This window comes from Maritalea mobilis, assembly GCF_019800885.1.
In the GTDB taxonomy this organism is placed as follows: domain Bacteria; phylum Pseudomonadota; class Alphaproteobacteria; order Rhodobacterales; family Rhodobacteraceae; genus Roseibacterium; species Roseibacterium beibuensis.
Genome location: NZ_JAHVKE010000007.1, coordinates 22,721 through 46,246 on the forward strand (window position 1 = coordinate 22,721; position 23,526 = coordinate 46,246).

General features: G+C 60.8%; 20 protein-coding genes. 12 read left to right on the forward strand and 8 right to left on the reverse strand.

Features of this window, described 5'->3' with window-relative positions; genetic code table 11:
- Positions 1–88: 88 nt before the first annotated feature.
- The 6 genes from KUV65_RS17710 to KUV65_RS17730 form a co-directional block, all read right to left on the reverse strand.
- Complete coding sequence (locus tag KUV65_RS17710; protein WP_261331879.1) at positions 89–2,422, reverse strand: heavy metal translocating P-type ATPase; 2,334 nt, start codon at positions 2,420–2,422, stop codon at positions 89–91.
- Between the two features lie 49 nt (positions 2,423–2,471).
- Positions 2,472–3,818, reverse strand: coding sequence for an APC family permease (locus tag KUV65_RS17715; RefSeq protein ID WP_222192066.1), 1,347 nt, complete (start codon positions 3,816–3,818; stop codon positions 2,472–2,474).
- Positions 3,815–4,546, reverse strand: a complete 732-nt coding sequence (locus KUV65_RS17720) for a TVP38/TMEM64 family protein (protein ID WP_308124732.1) — start codon at positions 4,544–4,546, stop codon at positions 3,815–3,817. The genes KUV65_RS17715 and KUV65_RS17720 overlap by 4 nt, the downstream gene beginning before the upstream one ends.
- Before the next feature lies 1 nt (position 4,547).
- Positions 4,548–5,021 (reverse strand): rhodanese-like domain-containing protein, encoded by a 474-nt coding sequence (locus KUV65_RS18160; protein WP_261331880.1) that lies wholly within the window; start codon positions 5,019–5,021, stop codon positions 4,548–4,550.
- 12 nt (positions 5,022–5,033) lie between these two features.
- Positions 5,034–5,420 (reverse strand): DUF302 domain-containing protein, encoded by a 387-nt coding sequence (locus KUV65_RS17725; RefSeq protein ID WP_222192068.1) that lies wholly within the window; start codon positions 5,418–5,420, stop codon positions 5,034–5,036.
- A gap of 83 nt (positions 5,421–5,503) precedes the next feature.
- Positions 5,504–6,124 (reverse strand): EF-hand domain-containing protein, encoded by a 621-nt coding sequence (locus tag KUV65_RS17730; protein WP_308124733.1) that lies wholly within the window; start codon positions 6,122–6,124, stop codon positions 5,504–5,506.
- 143 nt (positions 6,125–6,267) lie between these two features.
- Here KUV65_RS17730 and KUV65_RS17735 point away from each other — a divergent pair, with 143 nt between their 5' ends.
- From KUV65_RS17735 to KUV65_RS17775, 9 genes are all read left to right on the forward strand, one after another.
- A complete protein-coding gene (locus KUV65_RS17735) occupies positions 6,268–6,990 on the forward strand; it encodes a response regulator (protein WP_222192069.1) in 723 nt (240 codons plus the stop codon).
- Positions 6,987–8,498, forward strand: coding sequence for an ATP-binding protein (locus KUV65_RS17740; protein WP_222192070.1), 1,512 nt, complete (start codon positions 6,987–6,989; stop codon positions 8,496–8,498). The genes KUV65_RS17735 and KUV65_RS17740 overlap by 4 nt, the downstream gene beginning before the upstream one ends.
- 4 nt (positions 8,499–8,502) lie before the next feature.
- Positions 8,503–8,727, forward strand: coding sequence for an SHOCT domain-containing protein (locus KUV65_RS17745; RefSeq protein ID WP_222192071.1), 225 nt, complete (start codon positions 8,503–8,505; stop codon positions 8,725–8,727).
- 329 nt (positions 8,728–9,056) lie between these two features.
- Complete coding sequence (locus KUV65_RS17750) at positions 9,057–9,395, forward strand: c-type cytochrome (RefSeq protein ID WP_445159137.1); 339 nt, start codon at positions 9,057–9,059, stop codon at positions 9,393–9,395.
- Between the two features lie 391 nt (positions 9,396–9,786).
- The gene (locus KUV65_RS17755) at positions 9,787–10,386 is read left to right on the forward strand and encodes a c-type cytochrome (protein WP_222192073.1); all 600 of its coding nucleotides are present in this window, start codon (positions 9,787–9,789) and stop codon (positions 10,384–10,386) included.
- Positions 10,387–10,388: 2 nt separating this feature from the next.
- Positions 10,389–11,327, forward strand: coding sequence for a c-type cytochrome (locus tag KUV65_RS17760; RefSeq protein ID WP_222192074.1), 939 nt, complete (start codon positions 10,389–10,391; stop codon positions 11,325–11,327).
- Positions 11,328–11,371: 44 nt separating this feature from the next.
- Positions 11,372–12,766, forward strand: coding sequence for a multicopper oxidase family protein (locus KUV65_RS17765; protein WP_222192075.1), 1,395 nt, complete (start codon positions 11,372–11,374; stop codon positions 12,764–12,766).
- Complete coding sequence (locus KUV65_RS17770; RefSeq protein WP_261331881.1) at positions 12,748–13,254, forward strand: c-type cytochrome; 507 nt, start codon at positions 12,748–12,750, stop codon at positions 13,252–13,254. The genes KUV65_RS17765 and KUV65_RS17770 overlap by 19 nt, the downstream gene beginning before the upstream one ends.
- Positions 13,255–13,258: 4 nt before the next feature.
- The gene (locus KUV65_RS17775) at positions 13,259–13,987 is read left to right on the forward strand and encodes a DsbA family protein (RefSeq protein WP_222192076.1); all 729 of its coding nucleotides are present in this window, start codon (positions 13,259–13,261) and stop codon (positions 13,985–13,987) included.
- A 460-nt stretch (positions 13,988–14,447) separates the two neighbouring features.
- Here the strand turns inward: KUV65_RS17775 and KUV65_RS17780 are convergent, their stop codons facing one another.
- A complete protein-coding gene (locus KUV65_RS17780) occupies positions 14,448–16,301 on the reverse strand; it encodes a TniQ family protein (RefSeq protein WP_222192077.1) in 1,854 nt (617 codons plus the stop codon).
- Between the two features lie 102 nt (positions 16,302–16,403).
- Complete coding sequence (locus KUV65_RS17785; protein WP_222192078.1) at positions 16,404–18,161, reverse strand: hypothetical protein; 1,758 nt, start codon at positions 18,159–18,161, stop codon at positions 16,404–16,406.
- Positions 18,162–19,106: 945 nt separating this feature from the next.
- Here KUV65_RS17785 and KUV65_RS17790 point away from each other — a divergent pair.
- Genes KUV65_RS17790 through KUV65_RS17800 form a run of 3 tightly spaced genes read left to right on the forward strand, consistent with a single transcriptional unit; the run spans position 19,107 to position 23,196 of the window.
- Positions 19,107–19,886 carry a Tn7 transposase TnsA N-terminal domain-containing protein gene (locus KUV65_RS17790; protein WP_222192079.1) on the forward strand — a complete coding sequence of 260 codons (780 nt, stop codon included), beginning with the start codon at positions 19,107–19,109 and terminating at the stop codon, positions 19,884–19,886.
- A complete protein-coding gene (locus KUV65_RS17795) occupies positions 19,883–22,225 on the forward strand; it encodes a hypothetical protein (RefSeq protein WP_222192080.1) in 2,343 nt (780 codons plus the stop codon). Before KUV65_RS17790 ends, KUV65_RS17795 begins: the two co-directional genes overlap by 4 nt.
- Positions 22,225–23,196, forward strand: a complete 972-nt coding sequence (locus tag KUV65_RS17800; protein WP_222192081.1) for an ATP-binding protein — start codon at positions 22,225–22,227, stop codon at positions 23,194–23,196. The genes KUV65_RS17795 and KUV65_RS17800 overlap by 1 nt, the downstream gene beginning before the upstream one ends.
- Positions 23,197–23,526: the final 330 nt, after the last annotated feature.

A 23,526-nucleotide genomic window follows, 5' to 3' on the forward strand; every position in this document is an offset into this window, starting at 1 on the left:
GGATTGCCTCCCTGAACAGAACGTGCGTCGGCCCCGGTCTTTGGCTCCGATCATTTGCACGCGAGGTCGGGCGAGCATGTCGTGTCTGTCAGAGTTCAAGGCGCCGCAGCCGCAGCGCGTTCGAGATGACCGAGACGGACGACAGGCTCATCGCCGCGGCCGCGATCATCGGCGACAGCAGCAGGCCGACGAACGGATAGAGGATTCCGGCCGCGATCGGCACACCTGCTGCGTTGTAGGCGAAGGCGAAGAACAGGTTCTGCTTGATGTTGCGCAGGGTGTCTGTCGCGAGTTTGCGCGCGCGCACGAGCCCCACGAGATCGCCGCGCATCAGGGTGATCCCGGCGCTTTCAACGGCGACATCCGCGCCCGTGCTCATGGCGATGCCGACATCAGCCGCCGCAAGCGCTGGGGCGTCGTTCACCCCGTCACCCGCCATGGCGATCCGGGCGCCCTTGGCGCGAAGCTCCTCCACGAGCGTCTTCTTGTCTTCGGGGAGAACCCCGGCGCGCACCTCGTCAATCCCGAGCTTGCGTGCCACCGCCTCGGCCGTGCGTTGGTTGTCCCCGGTGGCCATGATTACGGTCAGCCCCAGCGCGTGCAACTCGCGGATCGCGCTTTCCGTGGTCTCCTTGATCGGGTCGGCCACGGCGACGATCCCCGCCAGTTCGCCACCGACCGCAACGAACATCGCTGTCTTGCCTTCGGTCCGCAGTCCATCGGCGGCCTCTTCTGCGACTTCCGTCGCGATGTCCAACTCGGCCATCATGGCAGCGTTGCCAAGCGCCACCTGTCGCCCGCCGACTTTGCCGCGTACGCCTTTGCCTGTCACCGCGTCGAAGTCGTCTGAACGACCGATCTCCGCACCACGGTCCCGAGCGCCCTCGACGATAGCTTCGGCGAGCGGATGCTCGGACCCACGCTCGAGCGCCGCGGCGAGCGACAGCACCTCGGTCTCGTCGTGCCCCTCGAGGGCCACGACATCCGTGAGCTTCGGTTTGCCTTCGGTCAGCGTACCGGTCTTGTCCACGATCACCGTGTCCACACGCGCCATCCGTTCAAGCGCCTCCGCGTCCTTGATCAGCACGCCCGCCTGTGCTCCGCGCCCCGCAGCTGTCGTGATGGAGATCGGTGTTGCGAGCCCGAGGGCGCAAGGACAGGCGATGATCAGGACGGAGACGGCAGAGGCGATGGCGAAGGCCAGCGCAGGCTCTGGGCCGAAGGTGAGCCACGCGAAGAACGCCGCGATGGCTATCGCCACGACCGTTGGCACGAAAATCGACGAGACCCGGTCCGCCAGCCCCTGGATCGGGGCGCGGGAGCGCCGGGCACCGGCAACCATCTCGACGATCTGGGCAAGCACGGTGTCGGCGCCGACCTGCGTTGCCCGGATCGCGAGCGTTCCGTTCTTGTTGATAGTCCCGCCGGTCACCCGGTCGCCTTCCGTCTTCTCGACAGGAACCGGCTCGCCCGTGATCATGCTTTCGTCGATCGAGGATCGGCCCTCGACCACTTCGCCGTCCACTGGGACGCTGTCGCCCGGCCGTACGCGCAGGAGGTCGTCCTCGACGATGTTCTCGAGTGGCGCGTCGTACTCCGTCCCGTCCTCGAGGATACGCCGGGCGGTCTTGGGTGCGAGGTCCAGAAGCGCACGGATCGCGTCACCGGTGCGTTCCCGGGCTCGAAGCTCCAGAACCTGACCCACGAAGACGAGTGCGACGATGACGACGGCCGCCTCGTAGTACGTACCGACGCCGTGCCCCATCCGGTATTCCTCGGGAAAGATACCGGGTGTGAAGGTGGCGGCGAGCGAATAGGCGTAGGCTGCGCCGACACCGAGCGAGATCAGGGTCCACATGTTTGGCGAAAGGTTCCGGAATGAGTCGAGACCCCGCTGGAAGAAGGGCAGTGCCGCCCACAATATGACTGGGGTCGCAAGCACGAACTCGGCGTAGATGGACAACTGGTGGCCCATCCAGCCCCGCACGTCGAGGCCTACAAGCTCGCCCATGGTGATCACGACCAGCGGCACCGCTGCAGCAGCACTGATCCACATACGTCGGGTGAAGTCGGTGAGTTCTTCGCTGGGTTCGTCCGAGGGCACCATCGGTTCGAGTGCCATGCCGCAGATCGGGCAACTCCCCGGTTCGTCGCGGACGATCTCGGGATGCATCGGGCAGGTCCATTGAGTGCCTGGCGTGGCTTTCTGCTCGGTTTTCTGCGCATTCCCTGATGCATAGAAATAGGGATCGGCATCAAATTTCGTCTGGCAGCCTTCGGAACAGAACCAGAAGGTCTCGCCGCTATACTCGCGCGATCGCGCGTCCTCGCGCATTTCGACCTGCATGCCGCAGACGGGATCCGTCGCGGTCTTCGCGCCAGACGGTGGAGCGTCGTGATGATGATGGGCGTGTTCAGACATTGGGATTCCCCTTTCGGGACTCAATGTGGGGCTTCCAACGGTTGGAAGGTCAAGGGGATGATTTCTCTGTTTCAATAGTGCCTGCCGGCCCGTGGTCATGATCGTCGTCCGTGGGCGGGTTGAGCTTCAGGAAGACATGCTCGAACGCGAAGACGGCTGCCATGGCGGCCAACGCGATCAGAACGATCGTCGGGTCGCTTTGCCATTTCATCACGGTGAAGGCTCCAAGCACGACGGCGTCGAGACCGATTGCGGTGAGGAGGATCCACCCTCGCGCGCCGATCTCTTCCCTAAGGTGACGCCAGACGCCCCAATGGATCAGAATGTCCATCACGAGGTAGAAGAAAGCTCCGAGCGACGCGATGCGACTGAGGTCGAAGAAGATGGTGAGAACGCCTGCGATCACGACTGTGTAGACAAGTGTGTGATCCCGGATCGTGCCCGGCATCCCGAAATGGCTGTGCGGGATCATCTTCATGTCGGTCAGCATGGCGAGCATGCGGGACACCGCGAAAATGCTTGCGATCACGCCCGAGGCCGTCGCGACAAGCGCCAGCGCCACCGTCAGGTAGAAACCGATCCGGCCGAGCGCGGGTTCGGCCGCTTCGGCGAGCGCGTAGTCTTTCGCGGCGATGATCCGGTCGAGCGGCAGGCTCGAGCCCACGGCGAAGGCCACCAGCAGGTAGACCACCACGCAGATCGCGATCGAGATGACGATGGCGCGGCCGACATTGCGGTGCGGGTCCGTGATCTCGGCGCCGGAATTCGTGATCGTCGTGAAGCCCTTGAACGCGAGGATCGCGAGGGCGAGCGATGCGACGAAACCGGCGGCGCCCGTTTCCCCGTCGCCCGTCGCCTCGAAGGAGATGCCACCCGCCCACAGCGCCGCGATGCCGAAGAGCGCGATCCCTCCAACCTTGAGGACCGCCATGACCTGCGACAGGAGCCCCACCGATCTGTTGCCGGAGGCATTCACGAGGTAGGCGAAGACGATGAGGCCGACACCGATCGCCGGGACGAGCCAGCCGCCCGGCTCCATCCCCAGACCGCGCAACAGGTAGGTGGCGAAGGTCCGTGCAACCAGGCTTTCGTTGATGACCATCGAAAGGGCCATCAGGAGTGCCGCGCCAGCGGCGACCGTTGTCGGTCCGTAGGCCTTCTTCAGGATCATGCCGATGCCGCCCGCGGACGGCCAGGTATTCGACATCTTGATGTAGGTGTAGGCGCTGAATGCCGTCACGACGGCGCCCGCGACGAACGCCAATGGGAACAACGGGCCTGCCAGTTCGGCAATCTGCCCGGTCAGGGCAAGGATGCCGGCGCCGATCATCACGCCCGTTCCCATCGCCACGGCGTCAGGCAGGCTGAGGCTGTTCTGCTGGTAGTCGGAACTCATGATCGACCGGCCTCCGTAATGTCCTTCTCGTTTCGGTCCTTTCTCGAAGCGGCACCACGCCGAAGCGCAACCAGCAGGAGGGGAAGGCCCGTCATGAGGCCCAGTCCAAGGGCGATCCATTCAGCGCTGCCGAAGGTGCCCTCCATCGCAGCGCTGCCGAAATGCGCGAGCACGAAGCTCGCCGGCAGGATGCCGGCCATCGTGGCAAGGGCGAAGCGCCAGAAGTGCAACCGACTGAGCCCCGCAGCATAACTCATCGCGTCGAAAGAGACAAAGGGCAGTAGTCGGCTCACGAAAACCGTGAGCGTCAACGCGTTCTGCGACCCCAGCAGACCGTAGTCGGCCCTTTCGCCTAGAAGACGCTCGACCGGGCCACGCCCCAAACCTCGAGCGATGAGGAAAGCCACAAGCGCACCGATCTCGGATCCAAGGGCGACATATAGAGTACCGGCGTAGTGGCCATAAGCGGCCCCCGAGGCCAGCGCGACCGGCGCGCTTGGAATGGGGCTGGCAACGATCGCGACCGTCATGAGGAAGACTACTGCGAGCGGCCCCAAGGGCCCGGCGCGCGCGACCCACGTCTCGACTTTCACCCGGTCCAGGTCGAACGACCACCATCCTGCAGCCCAGCCAACGAGGCCCAGCCCTAGGACGGCGCCGACGACAAGGGCGGCACCCTTGCCGAGGGACAGATAATTTTTTCTCTTGGAGGCGCTCTCTTCGGGCACGTCAGGCAAGTTCCTCCGGCATCGAGGCAACCGCTGCGTCCAGCGGAACCACGGGCAGACCGGCAGCAAGCCAGCCGGGACCCCAGCGAGACCCCAGCATTCCCTCGGAGATGTCCACGTAGCCATCGTAGCGAGCCTGCCGGAGCGCACGGAGCAGGGACGCCGAACGCCCCCCGGTCGCGCAGATCAGGCCGACGTCTCGGGATCCGGCCAGCGCCTTCGCCGCAAAGAGGCGATCCGGAAAACGGTCCTCGTGCATGCTGATCGGCCAGACCCCGGCCCCGACGCCGGTTTCCAGCCATTCTTCGCGCGACCTCACATCGATCACGCGCGCGCTGTCCGCCAAAAGGGCGTCGTAGGCCTCGGCCGCCGACCAGATTGTCCGGGCCTGCGCGGTCAGGGGAGACGTGATGAGGGTAACAGGCGCCGCCGCCAGCCCAAGAACAAAGACGCGCCGCGCGTGTGCCATTGTCATCGGTTGTCTCCTTCAGGCCGCATCCACAGCGCGCACGAGCATGTCGCGGACCTGACCGGCCACCGCGTGCAGGTCGGGGTTTTTCACGGCCGACATGGAGGCGACGGGGTCGATAGCGCTCACCTCGGTCCCGCCATCGACGCTGCGAAGGATGACGTTGCACGGCAACATCGCGCCGATCCGCGGCTCGAGACCGATGGTCTCCCAGGCCATTTTCGGGTTGCAGGCGCCGAGGATCAGGTACCCATCCATGTCGGCATCGATCTTCTTCTTCATAGTGGCCTTCACGTCGATCTCGGTCAGGACGCCGAAGCCTTCGGCCGTCAGCGCCTCGCGCACGCGCCGGTCCGCTTCCTCGATGCTGGTGTCGGCGAGCAGGCGATCATGTGTGTAGGGCATCTCGGAATACCTCCTTCTTCTTCAATGGGTATGGGCCGGAGGTTCGCTCCGGCCCTCATTCTCGACAACGCGTGAAGAGACCGTCAGTTGCCCTGCATGCGCAGGCCGCCTTCGTCCATCATGCGTCCCTGTCCGGGCATCATCTGGCCCGGAGCATATCCACCTTCGTTCATCATCCGCTCACGCAGGCCGTGCATGCGTTGCATCTGCGCGGCAGGTGCCTGCATCTCTTCCGCGGCGATCCGGCCGTTGCCGTCCGCGTCGAGATGCTGGAACCGGTCGACCATCGTCTCGCGGATGAGCGCGCTGTGCAGCGTCTCGAACTCTGCGATGGAGAGTGTGCCATCGCCGTCTGCATCGTACTCCGACAGAAGACTGCCGAGCCCGGACTGCGCCTCTTCGGGCGCCACCAAACCGTCGCCATCCGCATCGAGATCCACCATCATGCCCATGCCGCCAGGCATGCCCATCTGACCACCCATCATTCCCATGCCCGGAATCGCGTCATCAGCGCCCATCATGCCGTGCATGCGTATCATCATCTCCATCATGCCGTGCTCGACGCCCATGCCTGCGCCGCGAGCATCCCCATGATGCGGCCCGCTGTCCGCCATTGCCGCTCCTGCCGCCAACAGGACTGCCACCACGGAAGCTGCCATCTTTCCACGCAACGTCATTCGAATATCCTCCGTTTTGCCTTGCACGCCTCATGTCGGTAGTCACTGTGCAAATCGGAACGGGCGTCATTCAGGGATTTGTATCCGCGTGTCGCAGGCAGCCGATTTGATACACATGGAGACAAAACAGCCTCTGACCGTAGAAAGCCAGTTCTGTAAAACAAGAAAAAATGACCACCAGCCCTCATATCCTCGTCGTGGATGACCACAGGCAGATCCGGGAGTCAGTCACCCGGTTCCTGGAAAAGAACGGCATGCGCGCAACCGCGGCCAAGGACGCGGTCGAAATGGACGCCCAGTTGGCCTCTGGCCATTACGATCTGCTGGTGCTGGATGTGATGATGCCAGGGGAAGACGGTCTTTCCGTCTGCCGAAGGCTTGCGAGGCAATCGAGCCTCCCAATCATAATGTTGACCGCGCTCGGCAAGGAGACGGACCGGATTGTAGGCCTGGAACTCGGTGCGGACGACTACCTACCGAAGCCCTTCAACCCCCGTGAGCTGCTGGCGCGCATCAAGGCCGTGTTGCGCAGGAGTTCATCCGCCGAGAACCACGCCGGGGAACTCGCAGGAAAACGCGTTCGCTTCGCCGGTATGACGCTCGACACGGATGGACAGGCGATCGAGACGCCCAGCGGGGAACGTCTGCTGCTGACGACCGCGGACTTTCGCCTGCTGACGGTCCTCCTTGAGCGCCCCCGGAAGGTCCTGAGCCGGGATCAACTGCTCGACCTGACCTCGGGCCGGGCTGCGGGCCCCATGGACCGGACCATCGACAACCAGATCAGCAGGCTCAGGCGCAAGATTGAGCCCGATCCCCTGCGGCCGAGGATCATCACGACGGTTCGAAACGGGGGCTACTGCCTCGCAACGGATGTCGAGGTCGTCGAATGAGACAGCCGTTTCGAAGCCTGCGCGCACAACTCGTCACTCTGATCGTCGCTGCACTCGTCGTCGCGCAGGCCATCAGCCTGTGGCTCTTCGTTGACGAGCGCAGCCTGGCCATCCGCGCGGCGCTTGGCTTCGAGGCCGCTGGCCGTGCCGCCAACGTCGCCCGACTCTTGGAAGAAGCGCCGCCCGACCTTCAGGCATCGATCCTACGAGCCGCGAACTCGCCGCTCGTCCGTTTCGAATTATCCGACGCACCGAGCGTGGCCGAGCCGGACCACCACCATGCGGCACCCGTGGAAGCCCGCGTGCGAGCACTTCTTGGCGACAGCTACAGCCGCGACATCCGTGTCCAACTCGATGACATCGAGACGCCGGTCCTGCCGCTGCCGAACCTCTCGCCGGAGATGGCGGAAATGCACCGCTCGATGATGCGGGGCGAGATCGCAGCGGTTGAAATGAATCTGTCCATCGCGCTCCTCGGAGGGCAATGGATGAACGTCGGGACTCGGTTCGAGCGGCCACCGCTGCAATGGCCCCTGTTTTCCACCTTCACCTTCGCGACGACGGCGGCACTCATCCTCGTTACGGTGTGCTGGTTTCTGGTCACGCGCCTGACCGGGCCATTGCGCAAGCTGGCAGGCGCGGCTGAGCGCCTCGGGCGAGGTGAAGACGCGGTGCCATTGCTCCTCGCAGGTCCCGCAGAGGTCGAGGACCTGACGCGGGCGTTCAATCTGATGCAGGAACGCCTGACCAGATACGTCGCCGACAGAACGCGTGTTCTTGCCGCCGTGGGTCATGATCTGCGATCGCCGCTCACAGCGCTTAGGGTGCGTGTCGAGATGGTGGACGACAATGAGACCCGAGAAAGCCTGATCGAGTCGATTGAGGAAATGCAGACCATGGCGGAGGCGACGTTGAGCTTCGCCGAGGACCTGACCGGCACCGAAGAGCCGCGAGAGTTCGACATCGGTACGTTTTTTCACGATCTGGCATCCGACATGCCGGACCCGCCCAAGATCCTCGGTGGTCCTGGCGTTCATGCGCGCCTGCGACCGGTCTCGTTTCGCCGTGCCGTGCGAAACGTCGTGGAGAATGCCCTTCGCTACGGAGGAAACGCCGAAATCGCCTGGCGGGCCGAAGGCGATACTCTCGTCGTCGAGATAAGCGACGAGGGCCCTGGCATCCCGTCCGACAAGCTCGAGCAGGTGTTCGACCCGTTTTACCGGCTCGAAGGCTCGCGCTCACTCGAGACCGGCGGGCATGGTCTGGGACTTTCAATTGCCCGATCCATCGTCCGTGCGCATGGAGGCGAGATCCACCTGGCGAACCGGAGGGACGGCGGACTCGTGGCGACCATGGCCGTCCCGCTTGCGGACAGGCGATCTCGCAAGACGCCATCGGCGAAAGAGGAGTGGGAGAATGCTGAGACCGAAAGCTATAATGGCGACCTTCGCCATGCTTCCGACGGCGGTGGCCGCCGATACTCCGGCGGATTGGCAGAGGAGGTATGATCACATGATGTGGGGCAGCGGCTACGGAATTGTGGGTGGCTTGATGATGCTTCTTTTCTGGGGCGTCGTCATCGTCGCGGTCGTCCTGGCCGTGAAATGGTTCACCGATAAACAGGTCGGCGGTAATCGGAAAAGGCGCGACGCGATCGAAATCCTGCGCGAGCGCTTTGCCGACGCCGAGATAGACGAAGAGGAATTTGAACGCCGAAAGAAGGCGCTGGAACGGTGAGGCGTCACCCCGTCGGACCGGTCACTCGGTCCGGCCGAATTCGCGGGTGCCGGCCCGATCGAAGGCGTCCATGACTGCGTCGGCCGTCAGCAGTCCCGGCCGAGCGATACATTCCGATACAAAAATCTCCGCCTTGTCAGATTGATGGAGCGCACGAAGCAGATAGAAACTTCGACCAGCAAACTGAGGGTGTGACGAGGCGTGAGAGCAAAATGAATACCAAGTCTGTCGCTATTGCGATCGCATTCGTTGTTGGTGCCATCGGAGTCGGCTGGTGGTTGTTCGCGCCAGTCGGAAGCGAGCAGAGTCCAGCGGCCGCCTCGGACGCCGTGGCGGTCGCACAAGGCTCGCCCATGGTCGAGGTGCAGGTGCCTGAAACACTCTCGGGGCAGGCGCAGATCGGGCAACGCGGGTTCGAGGGTCTGTGCGCCCAGTGTCATGGCGAGAACGCGGCCGGACGTCAGGGGATCGGGCCGCCGCTCGTTCACCGTATCTATGAACCCAGCCACCACGCAGATGCTGCGTTTCTTCTGGCTGCCCAGAACGGCGTGAGAGCGCATCATTGGGATTTCGGGAACATGCCGCCGGTTGAAGGCGTCACGCGCGCCGATGTCATGGCCATCACGGCGTATGTCCGTGAACTGCAGCGTGCGAACGGGATCAATTGATGCGAACCGGGCATCGCACCTTGGCCAGAGCCATTCTCGTCGTCTGCGTCATGCTGTCGATGGCCCTCTCGTCTTTGCCCGATACCGCTGCCGCAATGGGCGGAGTGTTCGAGCAAGTACACTTGCACGACCATGCGGACGCTCATCGAGGCCATGCCGAGGATGAAAACGCAGCGGTGGACCGGCATTGTCATCCGGGGCTCGATTGCAAAACCGTATCCGTGTTTCTGAATAGTCCCCGGTTCGAAATCCAAGTTGCGGAATTCGTCCATCGCTTTGCTTCGACTAGAAGCGATGGCCAAAGCTTGACGATACCTTTTGATCTACCGCCTCCCCGAAATGGGTCGTGAGTCTTTCAAGAATTTCGCCCCCCGAGACGAGGAGAAACCCCATGAACATCAGACTGACGAGCATTGCTCTTGCCAGTGTCATCGCCGGTGCGGCGGCGCTGGCGCACACGGGCGCCACCGGCGTCGTCCTGGAGCGCATGGAAGGCATGAAGGCTATGGGCGATGCGGTGCAGGCCGTCGCCCCCATGATGCGCGGCGAACGCGAATACGATGCAGACGCCTTGAGGCGCGCGGCGGAAACCATCGAGGCGCATTCCGGCAGCGCAATGACGGACCTGTTCCCCGAAGGCAGCAACGGCGATCCCTCCGAGGCCCGCGATCTGATCTGGGAGGAGTGGGACAGGTTCGCCGCCCTCGCTGAGCAGATGCAGGTGGCCGCACGCGGTCTCGCCCTAGCCGCAGACAACGGCCTCGCTCATGAGCAAGGTGGGATGTCTACCGGCACCATGATGGGCGGCGGCAGCATGATGGGTGACAACGGCAGCGCCATGATGGGCGGTGCCAGCGGCATGATGGGTGGCGGCATGATGAGTGGCATGACGGCTGAGGACATCGGCGTCATGCCCGCCGATGCAGCCTTCGCGATGGCAAGCCAGGTCTGCTCGGCCTGCCACACCCGGTTCCGCGCCGAGGACGAGTGACGATGCCACCCGTCCTGAGATTCGGCGCAGCGGCAGCGGTGCTTGGTGCAGCCATCGTTGCCGCGCTTGCCGCATGGCCGGTTGGCGTGGAGCCGGAACCGATCGAACTGGTCGGAGATATCGAGCGCGGGGCCTATCTGGCTCGCGCCAGCGGCTGTATTGCCTGTCACACCAACTTCGAGGACGGAGGCGCGCCGCTTGCCGGCGGCGCGCCGCTTCCAACTGATTTCGGCACGTTCTATCCGCCGAATATTACCACTGACCCCGACTTTGGCATCGGAGCGTGGACTGTCGAGGACTTTGCGCGCGCGGTGCGGCAAGGCATCGGGCCGGATGACGCGCCCTACTATCCGACATTCACCTATCCGTTCTACGCTGACTTTTCCGACCAGGACATTGCCGACCTCTGGGCCGCATTCCAGACTGTTCCTCCGGTGGCCGAAAATGCGCCCTCACATGACGTGGTGTTCCCTTTCGATCAGCGCTGGGGTCTGAAGCTCTGGCGGGCGGCCTATCTCGATGATCCTGAGACGGAGCCGGTCGATGGGCAGAGTGAGATGTGGAACCGCGGGCGGGAACTGGTTCGGGGCGCGACGCATTGCGGCGCCTGCCATACGGAGCGGAACCTTGCGGGTGGGCGCGTGCTCGACGCCGTGTTCGCCGGCAACGATGCGCTTCCCGGCGGCAACGACGCTCCGTCGATCAGATCCCCCGACCTGATTGCGGGCGGCTGGACCGTCTCCAACCTCGCCTACGCTCTCAGAACGGGCATCACGCCCTCCGGCGACGCTTTCGGAGGCTCGATGGGAGAGGTCGTCATGTACGGGACGAGCTTCCTGACACCCGCGGATCTCGAAGCGATGGCTACATACCTGCTCGACAGCGATGTCGCCGAGATCGAGATGGCAGGTGTGAATACGACGGAAGGCGAGGCCGACTGAGATGGCGCGATCCGATCCTGGCGTGCGCCCCCGAGGAAGATGACATGATCTACTCAAGACGCGATATCCTGAAGATCGGTGCGGCCGCGGGGTTCGCCTCGACCTCACCGTCCAATCTGTTCGCGCAGAGCAACTCGGCCGTGCCGCTGACGGCCCGCGAAGCCAGCCTGCAACTGGCGCCGCCGGACTATCCGCAGACCGCCATCTGGGGCTTTGACGGCTCCATGCCGGGACCGGTGATCCGGGTTCGGCAGGGCGGTCGTGTCACGCGCCGGCTGGTCAATGAACTGCCTCAGGCCACGTCGCTCCACTGGCACGGCGTCCGGATCGACAATGCGATGGACGGTGTCGCGGGCCTGACGCAGGAGGCCGTCGCCCCAGGCGCGTCCTTCGACATCGATTTCGTCGCGCCCGATGCCGGCACCTACTGGTACCACGCCCACAATCGCTCCGTTGAACAGGTCGCGCGCGGTCTTTACGGAGCGCTCGTGGTCGAAGAGCCGGAGGGGCCCGACGTGTATCGCGACGAGGTCCTGATCCTCGACGACTGGCTCCTGAACCCTGACACTGCCCAGATCGATCCCGACTTCACCTCGCGCCATGATCGCAGTCACGCGGGCCGGGTCGGGAACTTCATCGCGACGAACGGACAATACGGGCACAGCCTCGATGTGCGCCGCCATGAGCGGCTGCGGCTTCGCCTCGTGAACGCGGCAAATGCCAGGATCTTCGAACTGGCGCTGGCCGGCCTCGAAGGCTGGGTGATGGCGCTCGACGGCATGCCGCTGGAGGCGCCGCAGCCCGTGTCCGATACGGTTTTGCTCGGGCCGGGGCAGCGGGCCGACCTCCTTGTGGACGTCGTGGCGGAGCAAGGTGAGACGGCCTATCTGGTTCGTGTCGACAACGGTGAGGGGTTCGTTCAGTCGGCCTTCCCGGTGATCGCGGCATCGTCCGGCGCGCGCAGGGATGCCCCGCAGGCCTTGCCCCCGAACGCCAACATGGTTCCTCCGGATCTCTCACAAGCCCGGCATGTGCGCCTTCACATGGGTGGAGGCGCGATGGGCCGCCTGCAGTCGGCCCAATTCAACGGTGAGCGGAGAACCTTTCGCCAACTGGTCGATGCCAACCAGTTCTGGGCCTTCAATGACGTCATCGGCATGACAGATGACCCACTGGCCGTTCTGGCACGTGATGAGCCGGTCCGTCTTGAAATAGTCAATGACACCTCCTTTCCGCATGCCATGCACCTTCACGGAATGCACTTCCGCGAGATCGCGGCAGACGGCACGCTGGGACCGCTCCGGGATACCGTCCTGACATTCGGGGGCGAGGCGCGCGAGATCGCGTTTTCGGCGCATAATCCCGGCGACTGGCTGTTTCACTGCCACATGCTTTCCCATGCCGCGTCAGGGATGACGACTTGGGTCAGGGTGACCTGATGCGGAGGAGTGTCGTCGCGGTAGCTGCTGCCGCCATCGTCTCCGTCGCGCTGGTTGCTTTCTGGTGGACGGGCGGGGGCTCGGAGTCTGAGGCTGCAATGGTCATTCCAGAAGGTCTCGACCTGGCACAAGGTGAGGTGCTCTACGGCGAGTACTGCGCGTCCTGTCATGGCGCAAACCTGGAAGGGCAGCCTGACTGGCAAAGCCCGGGGCCCGACGGCCGGTTGCCGGCGCCCCCTCACGACGAGACCGGGCATACATGGCACCACCCCGACAGTGTCCTGTTCCAATACACGAAGCTTGGCGGCCGTGAGACGCTGGCCATGCAGGGCATCGAGTTCGACAGCGGCATGCCCGGCTTCTCCGGGCAGCTGAGCGATCAGGAAATCTGGACCATTCTCGCCTACATCCGATCGACGTGGCCGGAGCGCGCGCGTGCCGCGCAGGCCGCCCGTACGGAGGTGAGCCTCGCCAACGAAGGGAGTTGACCCAATGAAGAAATCCATTTTCTCCGCCGCGGTTTTGGCTGTCTTTCTGCCAGTCGCAGCGTTCGCTGACGACCTTTCGGAGGATCGGGTACGTGAACTGGTCCTCGAGACCATTCGCGAGAACCCGGAAATCGTGATGGAGGCCGTCGCCATCCTGGAACGCAGGAACGCGGATGCGCAGGCCCAGGCGCAAGCGCAGGTCCTGGAAGAGCAACGCGACCTGCTTGAGCAGGATCCGAACGCGCCCGTACTCGGAAATCCGGATGGCGACGTCACCATCGTCGAGTTCTTCGACTATAACTGCCCCTACTGCAGGCGGGTGAAACCCGAGATCGAGGCTTTGCTGGCCGCTGATCCAAACGTTCGACTCGTCTACCGCGAGTGGCCCATCCTGGGCGAGGGGTCCGTTTTCGCCGCGCGGGCGGCACTCGCCGCACGCGAGCAGGACCTCTACGAGGAGTTCCACTGGGCTCTGATGGGGATGAACGGCCGGGCAGAGGAAGCATCCGTCATGCGGGTGGCCGAAGAAGTCGGGCTCGATCTCGCGCAACTCCGTCGGGACATGGCAGCGCCCGAAATCGAAGAGCATATCGAAACTTCGATGCGTCTTAGCGAGGCTCTGGGGTTCAACGGTACTCCGTCCTTCATTGTCGGGGAGGCGCTCATCCCGGGCCTCGTTGAACAGGAGCATTTGCAGGCCCTAGTCGCGCAGGTGCGTGATGGGTCTGAATGATCGCAAGCTTGCGATCGACTGACCGGAGTTGCGCGCGATGCTGACCCGCCGCCATTTCATCGCTTCTACAGCCGCCCTTTTCTCGCCGCCGATCACCGGTTCGCTGTTTGCCAGCACCTTGCCGAGTGAGACACAGAACGCGGAATGGGAATAATGTCCCTGCCTCGAACTTCGAAGTCCGTGCCGTACACCCGAACCAGCCAGACAACACCGTGCGCGCCATCGGCGTCGTTCTCTAGATAGACGTCATAGCCCCGATACTCCCGGTGTAGCCTATTGTGCTTCCTCAATCGCTGCGCTGGTGGATGAAAGTGCGGCCTCCGAGCCAACGTCAGCTGTGGCGGGATGAACCGCAAATTCCGGTAGCCACAAGAATGGCATGTCATGGCTCGGCAAGACTCGAGCGATGGTCAAAGCGTGTGGTCCTCCGACCCATACCCTCAAGGCGAAGCAGCCTTCTTCACTCCTGCAAACTTTCGAAATGTTCCCGCAAATACACGGGCCCATAGTCCTGACCATCCGGGGCAAAGGGCTTGATTCCTTCGGATTTGAACAGTCCCTTCAGCGTATTTCGGTGTTTCCCGGTTTCCGCCGACAAGGTCGTCAGGGTCACAAAGCGACGGTGGAACGCTTCAATGTGCTCCGGGTTCATCCTGTATTGTGGCCGCCCGGTACGTGGGTGTTCGATCGCCTGCGCCGGTACGTGACCGGCCTCGATAAGGGCCAAAAACGCACCGCCATCCCGCAAGCCGACTGACCTGCCAAATTCGGCGGCAGACACAGTTCCTGGTGCCTCGTCCAGAACGACATCGAGTGTCGTTTTTTGGGGAGGGACCACACGGTCGACCTCGACCTTCGCGACGACAATACCGTGAAACCCTTCGACCCCAACTCTTTGCCCGACCTGCAACCGTTTTTCCCGAACCGCGCCAATCAACTCGATAAGTGAGACATTGCGCCTGTTCCGGGCGAGAAGCAGAGTTTCCCAGTCCTTGTCCGTCTCGCCTACCGGGACGGCATTGGCAGACAGGTCCTCAACCAGGGCAACTCCATCCGAGATGCGCCAAGGGTTCTTCACCTTTTTGACGCGCGTTCGAGGAACCAAGAGGCCATCCTCAGCGAGCGCCGACAGCTCCTGACGCGTCGCTCCCATCGCATTCCGCATGGCGATTGGCCCAACCAAGGTCGGTATCTCCGACAAAAGGGCCGCATAGGCCTGCGCATCGAATAGCCTGCGGTTTGCAGGTTTGGGGTCGTTGGGTATGAGAGCGCCCGCTTCGGTCAGGAAGTGTTCTAGCACTAGGACCCCCATACCGGTCTCAGCGGCTGCCGTCGTGAGCGAATGTAGACGGCGCTCCTCCAAGCACTCTCCCAAAACCACCTCGCCGGGCCCGATTGGCCAATGTGCAAGAATACAATCCCGCAGGATTTGGCGGAACGGCGCGAAAGCCTCTTCATCCAGATAATCCCGAGCAAGATTTGAGTAGAGGCGCCTAAAAACACCTGACGGTTCATCCAAATAGCCGGTCGTTGTAGCTGCGATCTGATCAAGTACCCGTCGAGCCGCCTCTGGGCCGTAGACCGCCGCATCGAAGCCCAGAGCGTGAGGATTGTCGGGTGACGAATGCTGGCCTGCTGTCCCCCGTCGGGCCATCGCTTCGCCAAGCCCCTTCAGGAATGTCGTCACAGCGAATACTGAGTGTTCCCGGAACCACGTACCGTCCGTGCCTTTTTCCAGACGTTGGTCAAGCCAGAGGTCATAGGCCGATGGCGTGACGCAGGCCTGATCCAGTGCGCCCGACATGATGTCGTGCTCCAACTCGCGAAGCCGGGCCCCGATGTCGAAACGATCTTTCACTGCCGTCGCGGTCCACAACGGGACAAGGGGGTGGCCATGTTCGATGCAAAGCGTCACTTCACGGAATAGCCAATCGCCGCGCATGACCATCGCCGTGGTTCCACTACCGTTGGCACGAAGCGCGTCCTCACGCAGACAAATCGGGCACCCCCGCATCACCGGATTTCTCAGCGCACGAGAAACGAAAACCTCCCCCCGAAATTCCATGCGAACTTCGCCAGTCCGGACCCCGGTCCATGACAGAAGCTCTTCCAGAAGGTCCGGTTCGAGCTGAGCCCAATCGGCCAAGATTTCGAGGGCGTCCTCATCCTGATCCAACAGCCGTTTGAAGGAGGCTCCCATATCATATGCCAAATCGGGAGCTTCCGTCTGCCAAGTCGCGGCAAGGCGTGCGAGGTAGGAGAATAAAGTTTCACGAGGCGCGGGTCTCGGGCTGGAGATGGGCAGGAAGGACATACTGGCTACCGGCAAAGCAAAATGCGACGTGTGAGCGAGTTGAGGACAGTTTGGTAGGAGACGGTTGCGGCAACTAGTTATGAAATGGCAGCTTACTCATAATTATTTTTCATCTTCGCTTTTCGGCCGGCTCCAGACTGCACCCCATACGCGATCCAGTCCGTCATTCATGCGCGCTTCGATTTCTCTTATCTTGGCGCGATTTTGCCGCAAGCGCTGATACTCCGACAGAAAAAGATTGGAAGCGCTTTCCGCTTCCGGAGAATGGGATGGTTTCTTGGCATTTTTTCGAAGGACCAAGCTCTCTGGCACTCCAAAGCGTTCGACTTCACCGATTGGGATTGCCGGGCTTCGCCTGTCTGTGGCCTTTCCTTGCCATGACTCCTGCACCTTGGCGGTCAGTAGGTACATGAACAAGGCTCTCGGGTCGCAGGACGGCATATCTGACGATTGGACGTACTTCCTCCGCGGCCGAATGATCAGCAGCGTCTGACCCGCCCATAGGCTCATGTTGTCAAGGTCTTCCTCTGAAACATATGCGACGCACCCTACTGGCCCGCGGTGGGCAAACAGGATGTCACGAGGCCTTATGCGTTGCTCATCCAGTCGGCGTTCTACCGTTGCGCGTAAATTGACGCTGCGAAAAGGCCCCGACAATTCACCATAGGTCGCAAGGTTCCCCGCGCTGACCTCATGAATGGTCAGCGTTCCGACAGGATCATTCTTCGTTGTCTTCGGCCTGATGATATCGAACAAGTCCGAGAGCGGGTATTGCGTGGCGGTCATCAAATTTCGGAAATGCGCCGCTATGCTTGGACCGCCCACGGGGCCCGTCGTGAGGTATCGGGTTGGTGACAGAAAGTCACCTGAGGTTCGCACCTCTTGCGTGGGTACCGTCCGTGACTTTCCACGGATATCCCGACTGTACGGATCCGAGCCGACGAAGCGCTGAACCGTGTTGGTGGATACCATCTGGATGGTTTCGCTAGGGCCCTCACCCCAGGCAAGCTCCACCAAGTGCCGCTTGTCTTGCGGCTCCGAGAAGGCCGCTACCCGCCTGACCCGCCCCATATCCATGAGGTGCTGGCGTGCCATGAGGCGCGACTGTTTCGTTGAGGTCAGAAAGCGCTCAGACACGAAAACCAAAGCCTGTGAAGTCGTGCCGCAAAGGTACTCCAGCATAACGCTTTCAAGATCGTACTTTCCCCGGTCAACGGCGCGGGGCAGCCGATACTTTCGCACGCTGGTTTCAAGATCAGGTGCGTCATTCATGCTGAACTCGCTTGGCGGGAACGAAATCTCGAGTCCCGGGGACTCTGTGATTGGTTCCCCATCATCGAAGAGCTGGTCTGGCTCCCAAGGTGGATTTGACTCTGTGTAGACAGGCAGATCGAGAAACAGAGATGCAAATGCCATGAGCTGCCGGTCTGGTCCGATACCAGCGTACCTGATGTCATAGCCCGGATAGCGATTTCTGCGAGCCGGCCGGGTCAATCGCGCGCGGTGAAGACAAAGCAGAAGGCTGGTTTCAAATGAAAACCGGACAGTCTCCTCGGAGCAGCTGGCTTTCAGCAGTGCTTCAAAAAGCTCATCATTCAGGCTTGCATCGTCAGGAAGCGCTCGAGCAATCAACTTGCAGACTTCAATGAAGCGTTCGTCTTCGCCAAAGCCGTCGAGATGCCGAGCGAAGTCCTCCAAGGCGCCGCGGAACTGCGGCTCATACGTCGATAGGTCGAAACGGCCCTCGAGACGTTTGAGTTCGCTTAGGTCCGCGTCACGACCCCGCAATTGGATGGCAAAACGCAAGAGCCGCGTCAGGCCTTCGATCGTGTCAGTTTCCAACTCCGACGGCCCGTCCATCTACTCGTTACTCCTGACTAAACACACTCACGACCGAACGATGGATCAAACTGCTACGCCAGGAAAGCACACGCCCCCAGAAGCGGGCGAGAAACATCTATCAGCATCCGATAGGTGCCGGCATGAACGCGCTCTTTTCCTCGCCGCCCCTCCCGTCATTCGCTACCGTTTGGGCATGAGCGTCGCAGCTGAACAAGATGAAGACAGCGAAACGCGAAGGTTCATGACTACGAAGATTCCGGTCCGAGGCTTCCGACTCCCCCATGAGCAGCCAAGGACCGGGCGTCAGAAGGAAAGGAAGGCTGCACAAGAGGGTAGGACAGCGATCAAAACGGGTGAGAATCACGCGCCGAATCTTCGTGATGAAGGCGGCTACAACGGCAGGTTTTCAACGGACGCGCGAGGCGCTCTCGGTAGAAAACCGTGTTCGCTGATCGTTTTCACAAAGACGAAAGCAAAGTTCGGAATGACACCGGCACGAAATCTAGTGCCAAGGCGGGACAGAGAACCAAGCCCTCGCCCGCATGCATCGCGAAAAAGCCCCATCGGTTTCATTTTCGCAAGACCCTGAAAATATTGTATTTTATTTCCCACAGCCGGGGCTGGTGATATAGAACTGCCCGTCATGAAGAACACGGTATCAACAACGAAAAGGAGCGCCACAATGTAGTTTGATCAAACGAAAACGACTGATCCGTTGGCGCGGATCAGTCGTTTCAGGACGGCGTAAACCACCCTTGTTTCCACCTTCGTCGGTATCACATCGACGCTCCTGCCTCAAGGTTTCCCGTCTAATCCTGCTGACCCTGCACCCCGCGCTTCGCGGGAACGGTGACGGCTTGCGTGAAGCTCCGTTGCCGCACCTTCGATGCAGGTGAAGCGTCAAACGATGACGCGGACCGACTTTTCGGTCGCGGTGGTATTTCACGAGACCAAGCTAAAACCATGCCCAAGACCCAAAAGAACTACGTCGAATACTTCGATTTCGTCAAAGACAATGATACGTGGTGGTACGCACCCCAGAAACTGCCGCGAAAGAGCCCCATCGAGTTGGATGAAATCCACGGCGTTCTGGGTTTTGACGGCGTGCGCAATCCAAGCTCGCGCAGCAACACCAGCCACAAGGTGTTCATTCCATACCGCACGCCGGCCAATGATTGGGTGCCCAAGGTCGGCATTGCGGAAAGCGCTGCTGAGGCTGCTGTGTCGGTGCAGGTGCTCCTATCACGAGACACCTTCGATCTGCACTTCCAGCCGCTCACCGTCGAATTCCAAGATGAAGACGGTCGCACTCGCGCCTACACCCATGACCTCCTCATCACGTTATGCTCGGGGCACCGTCGCCTCGTCTTCGTCCGCAATGAAAGCAGCCTGGAAAAGCCGAGAACCATGCGGGACATCGCGGCCATCAGTGCCGCGACACCCAAGAGCGCGGCGGATGATTTGATCGTTGTGAATGCAAACGACTACACGCGGCAGCGCCGCGAAAACCTTTTCAGGATGTATGCGATGATGGCTGATCCTGATCCGGAAGCGGATGAGATCGTCTGGCAGACTGCGCGAAATCTGCGGACGCTTTATCACATGAAGGATCTGTTCCCGCATGTGCCCATTTCTCAGCGTCGCGCCTTTCGAGCTTGCTACCGTTTGGTCGCGCAGGGCGCTCTTTCCGCGAACCTCGATCATGTTCTCTGGGAGCACTCGCGCCTGGAGGTCGCCGCATGAGCATCACCCCGCGTTACAATCTTCTTCCGGGAACCGAGATCACTCTGCTCAACCGGCCAATGGCAGTCACTGGAAGCAATGACGTTGGATACACGGCAGTCGGCCTCGAGGACGGTGTCGCGACTGTCGTTCCCTATGAAAAGTTCGTCGAGTACCTCAAGCTTCCCGGGGCAAGGATCAACAGCGCGCAACCCGCGAACGGTGATCACATCCGGAAGCGGCTTGGTGGCCACGAGTCGATCATGTCCCTGAAAAACAAAGATCAGCAGGCTCTGGGACGATTTCACGTGGCCATGTGTCAGGTCGTGGATATTTATGTTGCTTTGCGACAAGAAGACGATCCGCGTTTTCGCCCGACCGTCCGGAACCTGAGCACATTGAGCGCCCGCCGGTTTATCGCTGAACAAACGACACTGCTGTTGGAAGAGCCTGTTCGAATCGCGCCGCGTCGTGGAGGAGAGAAAACCAAAGCGCGCATTCTCTACAAAGGCCGCACAATCCTGAAATACTACAATAGGTATAAGAAGCTCGGCAATGGTGAGGGCGTGGCCGAGGCCCTCGTTCCATTGACGCACCTACGTGGTAACAGGTCGCCGCGTATTTCCGTACCACTCCGCGATTTGATGACCAAAGCCTGGGGCGAATTTGGCTTCGACCTAAGAGGATATTCGATCGCGAATGTTCACCAATACCTTGAGACGCTCGTTCATGAGGAGAACAAGCGCCGCATCTTGAACGAGTTGCCAGAACTCGCTGTGCCATCAAAGAAGACGCTTCGAGAGCACCGTGACCGCCTCGTCACACCAACTGAGTATGCGATTGTAGTAGACGGGCTTCGAGAAACCCGCCGAAAGCATGGGCGGGGCAGCACTGACTTCCGGGCGCTCATGCCTGGTGAGCTCTGCGGCATGGACGAGCAGAAAATGTCGCTCGTGACGTCTGCAAAAGAGAAAGGCTTCTGGCACACCCTCTCGGACGAAACGAAACGGGCCTATGAAAAGGCGGATGAGTATATTCGAAAACGGCTTCACATCATCGTCCTTTTTGATGTTGCCAGCCGCATGCCTTTGGCATGGATCATTACTGAACACCCGAATGCAGAGGCTACTCTTGCCCTTCTGCGCATGGCGACCCGTGACAAGACCCGCGAAAAGATCCGCTACGGGTGCAAAAATGATCCCGCCGGGGAGTGCGGTATTCACCTTTTGCGAAACGATAATGGGTCAGGGCTACGAAATTCACCTGTCATCGCATCATCGATGGGAATTGGAACGATCAACGAAATCACCCGAACGTACTCTCCTACGGACCGTGCTCATGATGAACGTTTTTTTGGAACAGTGGAGTCGTGTTTTTTCAAGGTGATGCCGGGATACACGGGGCGCCGGCCGGGGGACATCCCCGGTTACGACGCAATCAAGAATGGGGTTGTCGATGTGGAACTCTTGTATGCCATGCTGACCCGCTACCTCGTGGACGAATACCCTTTTCAAAAGCACTATGGCGTTGGCATTTTCGGCCGCCGTCCTTGGGATGTCTATAATGAGCTCAACGACACCCGCGGGAAGGCTGGTGTGATCGATCCCCACACCCGCCGCATTCATCTCGGCTGGCAGGTCTGCACCACCCCTTCCGATGAAGGCGTGCGCGTCTTCGAGGGTATTTGGTTCAACTCGGGCGAACTGCAGCTGGCCCGCGAAGAGCAGTTCTTCAAAGGGAAAGTCGAGGTCTTTGTCGACCCCGACAATTTGAACATTGCCACGGTCCTCATGCCGGGCGTGCCGGATCCGATCGAAGTCACCCTTCAGACGACCGCATTCGCAGACATGACCCTGGGCGAAGTCCTGCAGTTGGTCGCCGAGTATCGTCGCGAGGATCCGCACGTCACTGAACTCTATCATGACCGCCTGATGGAAGCGCGGACACGCCGTTACGCGGACATCTCGTCCATCGGTGTCGAACACGACCTGCCCCGCAGCTATTCGACCATCGAGGAGTGCAAGGCACTTGCGAAGGCGGTCTTCGCAGGCGCCCGTGTTCCACGCACAAGGCAGCTAGACGGCACAACCTCTCCAGACGATGTCACCAACTTGGCGCAAAGCGACGGGGTTTTCGCCATCGGTGAAGAACCCTCCGTCATTGATGGGACGGCTGAAGAAGTGCCCGCTACCTCCGAGCCGTCGTCGGACGACCAGTCCACTGACCATCGGACACAGGAGCAACAATCGCCGGGCGCTTCGGCGAGCAACCCATCTCCCCCCAAGGGAAAGGCGCCTCGCACACGCAAGTCGCAGTCCATGAAATCCGCGCGTCCTTCCAACCTCAAGGAGTTGAAGTAATGTCATTCGTCAAAAAGTCGGTGGTCGACGTTCGAAAGCCCCTGATGAAGGCCCGCTTTCCGTTCAACCGAGCGCAGGGCCTCGCCGAGGCCATGACCATGTGCGCCACGGATTACTATATCAAAGCCTCTATCGGCGGCCGTTTTGAGGCTTCCGGGATTTTGGTGATCGGTGACTCCCGGCAAGGGAAGTCGACCGAAATCGATGTCATGTTGGAGCGCCTCAACGATGGATCAACCATCATGCCCGATGGGCGTCCAGCTCGGATTATTTCATGTCTTCTGTCCGGCAGGGTCACCTGGAAAGATCTCGGCGTCGAAATTCTGGACGTCCTCGAGTACCCGCTTCGAGGGAGGCACTCGCAAAGCGAGATTTGGTCCAAGGTCAGAAAGTATGCGGAGCTTCAGGGTGTGGTTGGCATTCACTTTGATGAGTGCCAGCACGTGTTCACGGAAAACGACAGCCTGACCAACCAGAAACTTCTGGATAGCTTCAAATCCCTTCTGAAGGATCATAAGTGGCCGCTGATGCTGATCTTCTCCGGGGTGCCCAGCCTCGCCGCCCAAATTCAGAAGGAAGAGCAGCTCTACAGGCTCCTGCGCACCGTGAGCTTTTCCGGCATCGATCTCGCGAACAAAACCGACAAGGACGAGCTCCTTCATCTTATCTTTAGCTACTGTGACAAGGCGCAGCTTGAGTTCGATGACTTCGAGCTGGATGACTTCATGGAACGCTTGGTTTTCGCGACATGCCAACGATGGGGGCTGGTGATCGAGCTCTTGATCGAAACTCTGACGGTCACGCTTCGTGCAAATGAAAAAGTCTGCACTATTGACCATTTCTCCGAAGGGTTTTCGCGTCGGACTGGTTTGCCTTTGGGTTATTCGCCCTTCACGATGCCCAACTATCAAAACAGCTTTGACCAAGACAAATTGTTCGACGCCTACGAGGAAATGCGCAAGAAAAAGTGATGCCTGCGCTACTTCGAAAATCGACGGCCCGCCTCGCGCGGGCCTTTTTTTGTCTTCAGCAATGTGAGGTGTGCATGGTTATGGTTCGAGCGTGCATCCTTATGCCATCGGATTTCGATGACGTGCAATTTTATTGTTTAATATCAATATATTGAGGGGGTGAGTTTTGATTGCGAATCACCTGAGCGTGCATACATATGCCCCATCCACAGTAGATGGGGCATATGTATGCACAAAACGGCTGTTTTTGATGCAAACCCTGTCAAGGATTTTTCGCCCCTCCTGGCCAGAAGTCAATTAAGGCTTTGCTAACATGGGGAAAATAATGGG